The organism is Nonomuraea sp. NPDC050451, assembly GCF_044458585.1.
The window spans coordinates 262,439-275,401 of the sequence record NZ_JBITHZ010000006.1 but is presented as its reverse complement, the minus strand read 5'-3'; the positions used below and the strand labels follow the sequence as shown (position 1 = coordinate 275,401).

At 68.5% G+C, this 12,963-nt stretch carries 9 protein-coding genes and 1 pseudogene; 7 read left to right on the top strand and 3 right to left on the bottom strand.

The genetic code is table 11. The annotated features are described in order from the left end of the window. Positions 1 to 37 precede the first annotated feature (37 nt). Entirely contained in the window at positions 38 to 634 is a 597-nt protein-coding gene (locus tag ACIBI9_RS22155) for a TetR/AcrR family transcriptional regulator (protein WP_397224034.1), read from the top strand. Positions 635 to 759: 125 nt separating this feature from the next. Here ACIBI9_RS22155 and ACIBI9_RS22150 read toward each other — a convergent pair whose 3' ends face one another. Next, positions 760 to 891: a hypothetical protein gene (locus tag ACIBI9_RS22150; protein ID WP_397224033.1), complete on the bottom strand. Its 132-nt coding sequence runs from the start codon at positions 889 to 891 to the stop codon at positions 760 to 762. A 1,207-nt stretch (positions 892 to 2,098) separates the two neighbouring features. Here ACIBI9_RS22150 and ACIBI9_RS22145 point away from each other — a divergent pair. The 6 genes from ACIBI9_RS22145 (at position 2,099) to ACIBI9_RS22120 (ending at position 8,512) form a co-directional block, all read left to right on the top strand. Further along, positions 2,099 to 2,464: a PadR family transcriptional regulator gene (locus ACIBI9_RS22145; protein ID WP_397224032.1), complete on the top strand. Its 366-nt coding sequence runs from the start codon at positions 2,099 to 2,101 to the stop codon at positions 2,462 to 2,464. Further along, complete coding sequence (locus ACIBI9_RS22140; protein WP_397224031.1) at positions 2,461 to 3,414, top strand: hypothetical protein; 954 nt, start codon at positions 2,461 to 2,463, stop codon at positions 3,412 to 3,414. Before ACIBI9_RS22145 ends, ACIBI9_RS22140 begins: the two co-directional genes overlap by 4 nt. Positions 3,415 to 3,527: 113 nt before the next feature. Beyond that, positions 3,528 to 3,809, top strand: coding sequence for a signal peptidase I (lepB, locus tag ACIBI9_RS22135; protein ID WP_397224030.1), 282 nt, complete (start codon positions 3,528 to 3,530; stop codon positions 3,807 to 3,809). Positions 3,810 to 4,307: 498 nt separating this feature from the next. Further along, on the top strand, positions 4,308 to 4,511 hold the full coding sequence (locus tag ACIBI9_RS22130; RefSeq protein WP_397224029.1) for a hypothetical protein: 204 nt from the start codon (positions 4,308 to 4,310) through the stop codon (positions 4,509 to 4,511). Between the two features lie 65 nt (positions 4,512 to 4,576). After that, a complete protein-coding gene (locus ACIBI9_RS22125) occupies positions 4,577 to 6,418 on the top strand; it encodes a hypothetical protein (RefSeq protein ID WP_397224028.1) in 1,842 nt (613 codons plus the stop codon). A gap of 561 nt (positions 6,419 to 6,979) precedes the next feature. Next, entirely contained in the window at positions 6,980 to 8,512 is a 1,533-nt protein-coding gene (locus tag ACIBI9_RS22120; protein WP_397224027.1) for a PQQ-binding-like beta-propeller repeat protein, read from the top strand. Between the two features lie 754 nt (positions 8,513 to 9,266). On the opposite strand, the pseudogene ACIBI9_RS22115 reads toward ACIBI9_RS22120, so the two are convergent. Then, positions 9,267 to 10,377 (bottom strand): annotated as a pseudogene (locus ACIBI9_RS22115) (transposase); the annotation flags it as partial. Between the two features lie 914 nt (positions 10,378 to 11,291). Continuing rightward, positions 11,292 to 11,552, bottom strand: a complete 261-nt coding sequence (locus tag ACIBI9_RS22110) for a hypothetical protein (protein WP_397224026.1) — start codon at positions 11,550 to 11,552, stop codon at positions 11,292 to 11,294. Positions 11,553 to 12,963: the final 1,411 nt, after the last annotated feature.

The window sequence follows — 12,963 nt, the reverse complement described above, 5'->3', positions numbered from 1 at the left end:
CCGGTTTGGCAAGCTCGGCAACGGAGGAAGCGGCACGGTGAACGACCGCGACGAGGGCGGCGCAGGGCGCGCGGCCCCGCGCAAGCGGGCCGACGCCCGGCGCAACGAGAGGACCCTGCTCGACGCCGCCGCGGCGGTCTTCGTGACCTCGGGCGTCCAAGCGCCGGTGCGCGACATCGCGGCCAGGGCGGGGGTCGGGGTGGCCACGATCTACCGCCACTTCCCGACGCGGGCGGACCTCATCATCGCCGTCTACCGGCACCAGGTGGAGGCCTGCGCCGAGGCAGCCCCGACCCTGCTGGCGAGCGGCGTGACCCCGCACGCCGCACTGGGGCGATGGATCAACCTGTTCGTCGACTTCCTGGTCACCAAGCACGGACTGGCCGCGGTGCTGCAGTCGGACGACGCCGGCTTCGACACGCTGCACGCCTACTTCCTCGACCGGCTCGTACCCGCGTGCGCCCAGCTCCTCGAAGCCGCGGCCGCCGCCGGCGAGATCCGTTCCGACGTGGATGCCTACGAGCTCATGCGCGGCGTCGGAAACCTCTGCATCGGCGCCGACAACGATCCCCGCTACGACGCACGCCGGCTGGTCGAACTCCTCATCGCAGGCCTGCGCCTGCCGCACCACTAGGGTTCGGCGGAGCGGACGGCGTTCCCGCCCACGACTTTCGACCCGGCGGGCACAGGCGACGGACCGGGGCCCGGAGGCCGGCAGCGGCTCACCGGAGACCGCGCTTGATGACCGATCTTTGATAATCAGCGGCGGATGGAAGGCGCCTGCGGGGTCTCCGTCTGTTCGAGCAGCGCGCCCTCGATCACGATGACGTCGTCCCGGCGGCCAGCTCGCAGGCTGGGCAGCGCGCCTTCACGCCTTGGCCGGAGGAGCATCGGCGATGGTGCGGACCAGCGTTCCGGATACCACCACCAAATGCCCCTCGGCGAGAGCCAGGCGGACGCCGGTCGACGACGACCTTCTCGATCCGACCCGCCGGGCGGCGACCGCAACGGGAAACGAGCGATGACGCCTCAGCCGCATCCACTGCCACGGCAACGGGGAACTGCTGCTCGACGACCGGCTCGGCAAGTAGGGACCGACGGGCAGGGATCGGCACACCGGTGCGGTTTGGCCATCGGCCTCCTGCCCCACCCGATCGAGCGCCGACAAGTGTCGAAATAAGGGTTGATTTTGACGATGCAATTAATAGCCCGCTCAGGCAATACCGCTTAGACGTAAAACGTCCATCAATTGACTCAAGGGGCGTGTCGAGCCGGCGAAGCAACGATCAGTGTGCTTTCCCACGGCGAGCAACGTGAACTCCGTCAAGGGCAACGGAAATCAGACAAGCAGCAACCAGACCCATAACTGCACGCAGAGCGCGCAGACGACAACGCCGCCCTCGAACGGAGGTCTTGCGGGCTACGAAGCAGTAGAGGGAACTCCTTCTGCGGAAACACACGTTCGGGCCGTCCCGCCCTCCAGCGCCAGGGCCACGGCGACCTCCAGGGCTTAGCTGGAACAGCCATGGAACAGGACGGCGACCTGGATCACTCGCGCCCAACGAAGACCGCTTCGCGGCCATTTGTCCGAAGTCCTCTCCAGTTATTTGAATGACCTCAGATTTGCCCCTCGCACGCTGGGCGTAACCGACTACGGCCGCTCCTCTGAAGGCCATCCGCCGACCAAAGCCCATAAGCAGGTTCTCCCTGATACGTCACCCCGACCGGCTGCGGATCAACCGAATCTCCACTCCACTCGCGTACGTTCACCCGTGCATCCCACCCGCCGCCGCCCCCACTGCGGCGCGATGGCGCGGTTGACCGGCTCGCTCACACCCGTGCCACCGTGTCCCGCGTCGTCGCGGCAACGCCCCCGGCAGCACCTCCGCGCTCGTGAGCGTGCCGGTTCCCAAGGGCCCTGCCGGAGGTCTCTTTGCATCTGGCCTGGGCGGACATTCGACAGCTCCCGGCCGCATACGACCACGCCCCCTACCCGGGTGGAGCGCCCGTTGCGGCTGCGGGTTGCGCCACACTCTGATCATCGGTATATATCGTTCACATGACTTTGAGGGCGATACAGGAACCGACGTTCCTCATCTTGACCGCGCTCGCGGCAGGGCCGCAGCACGGGTACGGCATCATCACCGACATTGTGCGGATCTCGGGCAAGCGGGCGCGGCTTCGGGCCGGCACCCTGTACGCCGCCCTCGACCGGCTCCAGGCGGAAGGGCTGGTGGCGGCCGATCGGGAGGAGATCGTGGACGGGCGGGCACGGCGGTACTACCGGCTGACGCCGGACGGTGAGCTCCGGCTGGCAGCGGAGGCCGAGCGACTGCGGCACAACGCGGATACGGCCACGGCTCGGCTGCAAGCCCGGGGCACGCGGCAGGGGCTCGGGGAGTTGGGGTCGGCGTTCGGCGGCGGGCTGTCGGCGGTGTTCGGTGAGCTGGGGAGGGCACAGTGACGTTCCTGGAACGGCGCTATCGGCGGCTGCTCGCCCAGTGGTATCCGGCAGAGCACCGGACGCTGCACGAGGAGGAAATGATCGCGGTGCTCATGGCGGGCGCGGTGCCCGGCCAGGCACGGCCCGGAGTGCGGGACACGTTCGACCTCGTGCGTGGCGGGCTGGCCATCCGCGTGCGGCGCGGGGCGGGTCCGCACTGGCGAGAGGCGGTCAATGTGGCCGCGCTCCTCGCGCCCGTCGCGCTCCTTGTGACGGCGCTCGCCCGGGTCGTCACGTACGGGGCGCTGGCGTGGCAGGGGCCGTTCGTGGAGGACGAGCTCCGGCAGCTCGTGGAGCTGGTCTCGTACGCCCTGCCGTACGGGCTCGTCGTGTGGTTGGCCTGGCGCGGGAGAGGCGGTGCGGCGGCTGCTTGCGCGTGGGCATACGCGCTGGTGATCGCATGGATGGCCGCACAGCCTGATCTGGCCCGGTCGTCCACGTACTACGTGATGACCGATGGGGTGGTCCTGGTCGGAGGCACGCCTGCCGGTTTCGGCGACCCGGCCATGTCGGTGCTGCCTCCGAGCTTGTGCGGGGTGATGCTGCTCCTCGCGCCGTCGCCCGGCCCCGGCGTGCTGGGGAGTCGGCGACTGCTGGGGTGGATGGGGGTGACATTCGGCGGTTCGGTGGTCGGTGCAGTGATCTCACACCCGTGGGGTTACCCGCCCATGTGGGCGCTGGGGATGGCGGCCGCCGCGATGGCGCTGCGGTCGCCGGTCGGACGCCGTGCTCTGGTGGTGCTGCTGCCGATGGCGGGCGTGTACGTGGGAGGGCTTCCGGGAGCCGGATACGTGGTGAACGCCGCGACGCTGGGCGGTTTGACAGCGGTGGTGCTGGGAGTGACCTCCTGGCTGGTCCGGGCCGCGGGCAAGGGTACCGGCGGCACCCCGACGAGCCCGCCCGGCGGCTGACGACGGGTCGCTGGACTCGACCGGCCGTTGGCAGCGGACGGTTGAGTGTGCCCTGAAAACCGAACTGTAGGCGAAGCCGAGCCGGTGCCGATCGCCACGGCGGCGCGCGATCGATGCGCATCACGGTCAACGGAACTCCACTGGAGGAGACGCCCTACCTCTATCCCGGCGATTACGCGTCCGGCGAGAAGTTCGACGTCATGGTGCCGGCAGCGAAGTTGTGGCTGATGGGGGATCATCGCAGCGCCTCACTGGACTCACGGGATCACATGAAGGAGCCTGGCAGCGGCTTCATCTCGGAGGACGCGGTGATCGGCAAGGCCGTGGTGCGGTACTGGCCGCTGTCCCGGGGCTATCTGTTCTCCCGTCCTGACGCTTTCGACAAGGTCAAATAGCGGAGGCTTCCGGCCGCTCACCCCACCCTCGCAGGCACGTTGGCGGTCTCAGCAGTGAACCTGGCCAGTGGATCGCAGAACAGCCACCGCGATCAGTTGTCCAGCATCAACGTCGGTGCGATCAGCCTCATGAGGGCCGGCACGTCCGCCGCGTTGTCCCGCCCCGCCGCGCCATGCTTGAGCCGGATACCGATCTCGGTCCCGTTCCTGGGCCGAGAAGCATGCCTTGCGCGCCATTTGGAGTACGGAACGTGTCCAGCCACAGGTTCGATCCGACGCCGATGAGGCCTTCGGCCTCGTACCCGGCACAGCGCGGAATCCAGGCTCCTGTCCACACCCCCTGCCCCGTTGGAGGCCTCCATGTCCGGGCTTGATCAACTGTTCGCCGCACCGGGCCCGGTCAGGATCGCCGTCCAAGACGACCGCCGCTCGGACGCCTGGGACGAGATTCGGCGCGACGGTGTGGTCTAACTGGCCAATGCCTTCGCGGCACGGCACTTGATCGAGCTGGTGCTGCCCGGCCTGCGTGTGTCCCTGCCGCTCGGCTTGATCGCCGTGTCGGCGCTGGTCGTGGTCGCGGACGGGTCGCCGATGGTGGCCGCGGAGGATTACGGGGTCGAACCGGACCCGTACACCGAGCCCTGGCAAGGGGATCAGTACACGAGCTACGAGTGCGGGAGCTGGGCACAAAGAGGGAACTAAGCCACCATTCACGGAGTTGACTGCTCAAAGGGCATGATCGGCTCCCGATGGGAGGAACCGGCACCGTGAACGATACGTACGCCCAGGCCGCGCAGCAGCTCGCCGGCCTGCCCGATCACATGCTGGCCGATCACATGCTGGCCGAGCGCGCCCGGGCGCTGCGCGGGCAAGTGACCTCGGAGGCGTACGCGCTGGTGGCCGAGGCGATCGGCCGGGTCGGCGGGAGCCGCTGTTCGCCCGTGGAGCTGCGGGCCGGGATCGCGATGCACCAGGGCGCGGTGGCGGAGGTGGCCGAGCACGCCGCCTGGGCCCCGGCGGTGACCCTGGCCGTCTGCGCGGGCGCGCTCGAAGAGCGTGGGGTGCATCTGATGACCGATGACGACGCGCCTCTGACGACCGCGGTCTGCCTGCTGCTCGGGCTGAGCGTCGAGCACCTGAACGAGGAGATGGAGGACGAGGAGCGCCGGCGGGCGTACGAGGCCGATGTGACGGTGGGTGCCGCCAACCTGTTCCCGTACGACCATCTGCACGACAACCGGCGTACCAGCCCGGGGAAGCGGGTGGTGCGCGGCCCGTACCGGGCTGTGGTGACCGACGCCGATCACGTCCTGCTCGACGGGTCCGACACCCGGCTGTGCGTGCTGGAGGACGACGAGGAGGTGGCGTCGGTGAGCCGGCGGGCATACATGAGGCGCTACGAGCGCCTTGGAGGTGTGGCCGTGGCCGTGACGTCGGATGCCGCCGAGTTCGGCCACCTCTATGGACTTGAGGTGGCAGCCATCGCGCCCGTCCAGGACGACCACGACGCCGTGATGTACGCCACCACCCGCGTCAGGCTGAACGCGCTGGCCGACGCCGCCGCCGAGCACCACGCGGCCCTCCGCCCGGTCCTGATCCACGCCGAGTCCGAGGACGTCATCGAGGCGCTGACCGAACTGCTGGCCGAACGCGGGCTGCCGGTGTCCACCCCGAACCCGCGCCGACCGCTCGCCGACGCCGGCCGGCCGGGGATGGTGACGCTGCTGGGGGACACGACGACGCGGGACGCGGTCATCCTGGGCGGGGACCTGGACTGGATGGCCGAGAAGCAGGTGCTCGCCTCGGGGCTGGACCCGCTGTCCGCCTCCGGCGACATGTGGCAGGCGGCCGTGGACAAGGCCCGCCGGGAACTACTGCCCCAATGGAACTCCGACCGGCGCGAGGCGATCGACGCGGGCGGCCTCGTGGTGCTGGGGGCGCAGCGCATGCGCTCCCGGCCGGAGGCGCACCTGCGGGCGCTCGTGGGCACGCAGGGTGACCTGCGGTTCTACATGTCGATGGACGAGGACTGGCTCGTCCATCACGTGCCCAAGCTGGGCTGGCGCATCATGAGGGACTCCCGCGACCCCATCACCGGGCCCTTCCTACGCTTCGGCGTCAATCGGCTGCGGCGGCAGGCCGAGGAGTTCGTCAACGGCTACCGGCGGCGGGCGGCGGACTTCGACACGGTCGTATCCGATCTCCGTGAGCGGATGGAGGCCGAGCGCCGCGCCCTGGTGGAGGGCGACGACCCGCAGGCCGCCGCGCTGGCCCTGATGGGGTCCGGCCGCGAGATGGGGATGCGCTCCAGGGCGGCGGAGCGCGGCGCTCAGGTGATGGACGCGCAGGTACGCCACGCCGCTTACCAGGCCGTGGACTCCCAGTGGGCCGTCTGCCTGGCCGGACTCCAGGCGATGTACGACGACTACGAGAAGATCAACTTTCCGGAGGAGTCGCTGCCGGCCTACCTGGAGGAGGCGGAGCGACGGTACGAGGCGATGCAGCGCGAGACGGGCCGGATCATGGCGGACCGGCTCCTCGCCCCCGCCTCCGCCCAGAAGAAGGGCTGGTACACCGCCCCCGCCAAGCGATTCCCCTGGCAGACCTAGTCGAACCAGTGCCTAATCTGAGCGCTGTAGCTGTACTGCGTGGCAGCACGAAGATCAAAAGAGGCCAGTCTGGCGATGCAGACTGGCCTCTGACCTGTGGTGGGCGATACTGGGATCGAACCAGTGACCTCTTCGGTGTGAAGCAATGACGACTGATGCATAACTTGGTGTTTTCCCTGGTTAGGCGTCTGGTGATGCGCGTGGATGTGCGCTGGTGGGCATGTCGCAGCACCTCGGGTGTCACTCAGTTTGTCACCTAACTGGAAGCTGCGGGCGTGAGCTGTGTGCCTCAGCTCTACCAAGATCCCGCGATAGGACTCGAACCATGCTCGCGCCGTTTTAATCAATCCACGTTTCGCGGGCTGCGCTGACAGTTGCCGGGAGTGAGGCCTTTCGCGAGTACGGAGGGGCAGACGACTCGGGCGTGTTTCGTACGCGCGGCTCAGCCTCGGCCAGGCTTCGGGAGGCTGTCAGTGCGTACCCACACCCCAGGGGCCCGACATACCGCCGATATACCAGCGGGATATAGCGTTCCACGGCGTTGATCGCACGAGGAGCTCTATGAACCACGTTCCGCCTCACCTACCTCACCGGCAGCCCTGGGGCGCGCAGCCGTACGGTCAGCCTCCGATACGCAGGCGCAATCGCACGGCAGGCCGCAGCGTCGTCGACGTCACTCTGGTCGCGGTCATGCTGGTCGCCGCGGGCGTCCTGCTAGCCGCCGGCATCCTGATATGGGAATACGATGATGGCCCCAAAGGGACCGGCGGTTACCGGGCATGGTCGGCGGCTGCGGAGAAACTGGGCATCGCCGACGTCAAGGTGAAGACAGCCGCAGCTATCGGCAAGGGAGCGCTGGCGTCGAACCAGGGGACGGCCTGGTTCACGCAGACGCATTTCGTGCACAGGAAGTCCGGCAAGGTCGTCTCCTACGAGATCGCCACGGGGAAGCTCGCCTGGGAGTACCGCTTGCCGTCCGACGACCGCTGTCCGAGCTCGGCCGAGCAAGTGGATGGCCGGGTGGTGATCACGACCGGGGGCGGTTCCAGGATCGACTGCACGACCCTGACCCTCCTGGACATCGGCACCGGCAAGAAGGTCTGGCAGACCGAGCTCCCCAGCTCCGGTCCGCGGCCCGCCACGTACGACGCGCCGGTCGTCCACGGGAAAAGGGTCGCAATCAGCGCGGGGCACGGCTACTACCTCCTCGACCTGGCGACGGGGGTGCCGGAAACGGTCGAATCCACGCAGGGCTGCCGGAGATTCAGCTTCACTGTCGTCGACGGGCTCCTGCTGGCCAGACGCGTCTGCCCAGCGACCGGCGACGGGCTCGAGGCGTTCGGTGAGGCGGGTGAGAGTGTGTGGCAGTGGTCGTTGCCGCAGGCGCAGGGCGAAGGCGAGAACTGGCCGAAGCTCGCGCAGGTGCTCTCCGCCGATCCGCTCGTCGTCATGGTCACCCTCGACCCGAGCAGTCGCGACGCGGAGGTCTGGAAGGTCGATCGGGAGTTCGGTAGGCACACCACGGTGTGGAAGGGAACCGACGGCGACACCTCACCCTGCGACCCGCACGCCCCCGGCCTGCGTCACTGCCCGCGCGGCGCCATCATCGGTGAGAAGCTCGTCCTGCACACCGTACGCGCCAAGATCTACCCCTCCGCTGAAAAGCACGAGGGAACTCACAATCATGCCAATACCCACGGGGAACTGTTCGCCGTGGACCTGGAGACGGGCAAGACGGTCTGGACCACCCCGGTGATACAGAACCGGACGCTCGGCGTGATCACGGTCGCCGATGGGAAGATCATCGCTTACCAGGAAGCCCTGCCTCCGCAGACTCGGCATAGAAGAAGCCGCAAGTCCACATGGGCGGGCGTGCCGGGGCTGGTGGTCGCCATCGATCCCGCCACTGGCAGGGACACCCCGCTCATGGCCTTGCCCTCCGACTCGACCACATCCCTGCGCAATCTGACCGGCACCTCCTCCTTCGGACGCTTCGGCACCAGCGCGCTCTGGGACGGCAAGCGCCTGGCCATCTACAACAACGAGAGCTTGAACGCGTTCGGGCCCACCGTGGACGCGGTCGTCTTCGAGTGATCAGCGGGGCCGAGGGCTATTCTGCGCTCGAACGCGATCCGTACCGGAATGACAAATGCATTCGCTCGGTACTACCGGGTGGAGCGGGCGGCAGTCGCCGCCGAGTCGGTCTGCTGGGTGTGGTCGAGGAGGACCTCGGGCTCCATCGAGACCGTGGATGCTGTCTTCGGCAACGGAGATCAAACTGGGTAGTGGCTCCCGGAACGCGCGAGAACTCACGATCGATCATCCCGTCTGCCGTCGACCCACCGCGGAGCGGCAGCGGGCCGGTGACGGAGGTGCAAGCCCGGCTTGGCGTGTCCGTTCGCCTATGCAGTTTCCACGGTCATTGGACGCCAACGGTTACAGCCGGGCTTGCGGCGGAGGAGGCGGTCTGCTGGGCTTGCCTGGGTCGATGACAGACGGGATGAACCCTGCCAGCCACCCCACAACCCGCACGTGCGCTCGAACGCCATCCCGGAGCCGGAGCGCCCCCGCCGGAGGCATGTAGTAAGGCTGGCCCCCGTGACCGTGCGCGCATGCGCTGGCCGGCTCCTCCTCGTGACTCGAGAAGTGCGCCCCTGTGATCAGACTGTACCGTCGCACGGCGGCCCCTCCACTCGTCCGCGCCAGCCGTCCGGCGCGCTTTTAGCCGGCCGCCTGGAGCCCTAGGAGTGTTCTGAAGATGTTGCTTGAGTGATCGGTGGCAGGTAGATGGCCGGGTGGGCAAGGCTTCGCGGCGAGGTTGGGTGGTTCGTCATCGCGCTGGGGCGCTTTAGCTGGTGGCGGGCTGCAGGATCCAGGTGCCCTGCACGTGGGTGAGTCCGAGGTTGATCAGGCGGCGCAGGTTCAGGGCGGCTGCTCTCAGGTGGAGCCAGAGGTTGTTGCGCAGGACGCCGCGGTAGCGGAGCTTGCGGGCGCCGCCGTCCGCGCCGATCAGCCAGGCGATGGAGCGTTCGACCATGGGGCGGTGCTGCCGGTAGGTGGCGGCCAGCGTGGGGTCGGTCGGTGGCCCAGGCCCAGCGGGCCTGACGTAACAGGGCGTCGTGCGGGTGCAGCTGCAGGGGACGGCCGTCCTTGCTGGTGGTGCAGCGTTCTCGGAGCGGGCAGGAGCGGCAGGCGGCCCCGAAAGTGACATACCGTGCTGCGGTGATATGCCGTATCACTCCGGCCGGGCAGGTGACGGTGCCCGCGGCCTCCTCGACGTGGAAGTCATCGATGGTGAAGCCGCCGGCCACGGCCGGGCGCAGCGGTGCGGGCTTGATGATGACGGTGTGCCCGGCCTCAGCCAGCGCGGCGCGGGCGTCGCCGGTGCCGTAGGCCGTATCGCCCAGCACCTCGAACGTCGCAGGGCCTGCGGGCGGCTGGGCGGGCGGCTGGGCCAGCAGATCCACACCGACCACCGCCTCATGGTTACCGGCTCCGGCGGCCATGGTCAGCCGGACGCCGGTGAACAGCCCGGTATCGGGTTCGATCACGACGTGGGCCTTGTAGCCGTCTTGGCGCTGATGCACGGTCTTATGCACGTGCCGGGCCTCGGTGTCGATGGTGGAGATGACCCGGTCCGAAGCGACCCTGCGGGCGATCCGCCAGCGCCCGTCGGTGCCGTCGGAGCCCTCGGCCGGCTCGACGTCTTGGCCGGCCACCAGCGCCAGCAGCGCCAGCTCCTGGACCGCCGCCTGCTGCAGTTCACCCGCCACTGCGGCTGCCTCGAACGCGGCCACCACCGTGAGCGCGTCGCTCACCAGGCCGGACACCAGCTCTTGGCGAGCCTTGGCGTCGTCCCAGGCGATCGCGGGCTTGCCCGTATCGGCGTAGTCGACCGCATGGCAGCGCTCAGCGATCACCTGGGCGGCGCCCGGCACATGCCGGGCCACCCGCCGCACCCAGGATGGCGCGACTGTCATGGATCGGATCTTCCCAGGTGATGAAGGTGACACAGGACAGTCACTCAGTTAGTCACCTGGAAGATCAAAAGGGCCACTCCCCATGTTGGGATGTGGCCCTTGACCTTGGTGGGCGATACTGGGATCGAACCAGTGACCTCTTCGGTGTGAAGGAACATCGGGGAGTCTGGAGATGTCGATCTGAGTCGATCGGGGGGCTTCTCACCTCGCCAAACACTCCAGGGAGGACACGGGTAATCCGAGTAAGTCACAAGGCGTTGGCTCCCAAAATTGGCTCCCTGCAGCTCCTTCTTAGTGAGAGGGAGGTCGTCATGTCTACAAGATCAATGAGCGCTCCGACCCAGGCCGTCGGTCGCCCCGGAGGGTGGCCGCCACACTGGTCGGTCACGAAGATCCCTTTTGCTGTGAGTTGCAACCCTCGGTCGCCCCGGAGGACGATCGCCACCCACCCGGCCGAGGGCATCACGCATTTTCGTGGGTGTTGCGATCCTCGGTCACCCCAAAGGGCGACCGTCGCCCGCGGCCCGCGGCTCGCTGGCCGACGACGGGCACGTCGTTATGACCCTCAGTCGCCCCAGAGGGCGACCGCCCACTCGACTGCTGGAGCTGCACGGCGTTGCCGAATCCCCAGTTGCGACCCTCAGCCACCCCAGAGGACGACCGCCACTGTACGTGCAGCCCGACATCATCAGCGTGCTGCTGTTGCGACCCTCGGTCGCAACAGAGGGCGACCGCCACTGTGCGCGAGCTCGACGATCGGCGCGGTGTTTGGGATGTTGCGACCCTCGGTCGCCCCCGGGCGACCGCCACCTCGCGAGATCCCGCTCAAGAGCACTGACTGATCGTTGCGACCCTCGGTCGCCCCGGAGGACGACCGCCACGTGACGCCCGGCTCAACCGTGACCTTTCGCTATACGTTGCGACCCTCGGCCGCCCGGGAGGGCGACCGCCACGGGGATGGTCATCTGCTCGCCGCCGATCATAATGTCGTTGCGACCTCCGGCCACCCCGGAGGACGACCGCCACCCGCCCTGGAGCATCGGGTGCACGAGCTGCAGGTAGCGTTGCGACCCTCGGTCGCCCCGGGAGGCGACCGCACCCAGGAACGCGTGTTCGGCGTTGTCGTTGATGAGCTCGTTGCGATCCTCGGTCACCCCAGAAGGCGACCGCCACATCCAGGTGATCAACGCGATCATGGCTGATCAGCAGTTGCGATCCTCGACCGCCCCTAAGGGCGACCGCCGCCCCTGCGCAGCCTGCTGGTTGTTGAGACTGAGACCGTTGCGACCCTCGGCCGCCCCGGAGGGCGACCGCCACCGGACATCACTTACGCTTCGGTGCCCGACTCCTAGGCAAGTTGCGACCTCGGCCGCCCCGGAGGGCGGCCGTCACACGATACAGCCTCGCCACGGATCAGAGCAGCCTCACGGTTGCGACCCTCGGCCGCTCCAGAGGGCGGACCGCCACCGCTTCCACGTACTTCACCATGGTGAGTCTTGAGGTTGCGACCCTCGGTCATCCTGGAGGGCGACCGCCACGCCCTGCGTGCCGTCCGTGTTGACCGGGTCGTCGGCGTTGCGACCCTCGGTCGCCCTGGAGGACGACCGCCACCTGCCCGGAAGCACTGAGTACTCCTACGCAGAGGTGTTGCGACCCCCGGTCGCCCCGGCGGGCGACCGCCACACGGTTGATTCCGTTCGAGCACGAGGTGCCGGAAGAGTTGCGACCCTCGGTCGCCTCTGGGGGGCGACCGCCACTGCGCTCGCAGGGCGTTGGCGATTGCCACCTCCTGGTTGCGACCCTCGGTCGCCCCAAAGGGCTGCCGCCACTGTGCCACCCTCATGCGCGGCCCGGATCTCGTTGTAGTTGCGACCCTCGGTCGCCCCAGAGGGCGACCGCCACCGCTCGCCCTATCGCTGCTGGGCGACCCGGGCCGAGGCGTTGCGACCCTCGGTCGCCCCGGAGGGCGACCGCCACGCCGCACGACAAGCATCCGGCTATCAACACTGAGCTGTTGCGACCCTCGGCCGCCCCGGTACGTCACCGCCACGTTGCGACCCTCGGTCGTCCCGGAGGGTGACCGCCACCTGGACACCGTACTTGCCCTCGGGGCTGTGACGTGGGTGTTGCGACCCTCGGTCGCCCCGAAGGGCGACCGCCACCACAACCCAGATCTGCACGACAATGCCGACCAGCACGTTGCAACCCTCGGTCGCCCAGGAGGGCGACCGCCACAGCGCCGCGCGGTCAGCCCGACGCCGCTGTGGTTGATCCCGTTACGACCCTCGGTCGCCCCGGAGGCGACCGCCACCCATTCATACCCGTGCCGCGCCGACGCACGATCGGATTGTTGCGACCCTTGGTCGCCCGAGAGGGCGACCGTCACGGATGAGCCGGACCCGTTGTTGACTTCAAGGCTGCGACCCTCGGTCGCCCCGGAGGGCGACCGCCAGCACGCGGGCCCGTCGTCTTCGTGGGGCAGGTGCAGTTGCGACCCTCGGTCGCCCTGGAGGGCGACCGCCACGCCTCCCGATTGCGCCGGCGACTGCCTTGATGATGGGCAGG

What these genes read in the sequence shown, in the direction of transcription:
- ACIBI9_RS22150 (WP_397224033.1), bottom strand. Translation starts at nt 891, where the DNA reads ATGCTCCTCCGGCCAAGGCGTGAAGGCGCGCTGCCCAGCCTGCGAGCT.
- lepB (WP_397224030.1), top strand. Translation starts at nt 3,528, where the DNA reads ATGCGCATCACGGTCAACGGAACTCCACTGGAGGAGACGCCCTACCTC.
- ACIBI9_RS22120 (WP_397224027.1), top strand. Translation starts at nt 6,980, where the DNA reads ATGAACCACGTTCCGCCTCACCTACCTCACCGGCAGCCCTGGGGCGCG.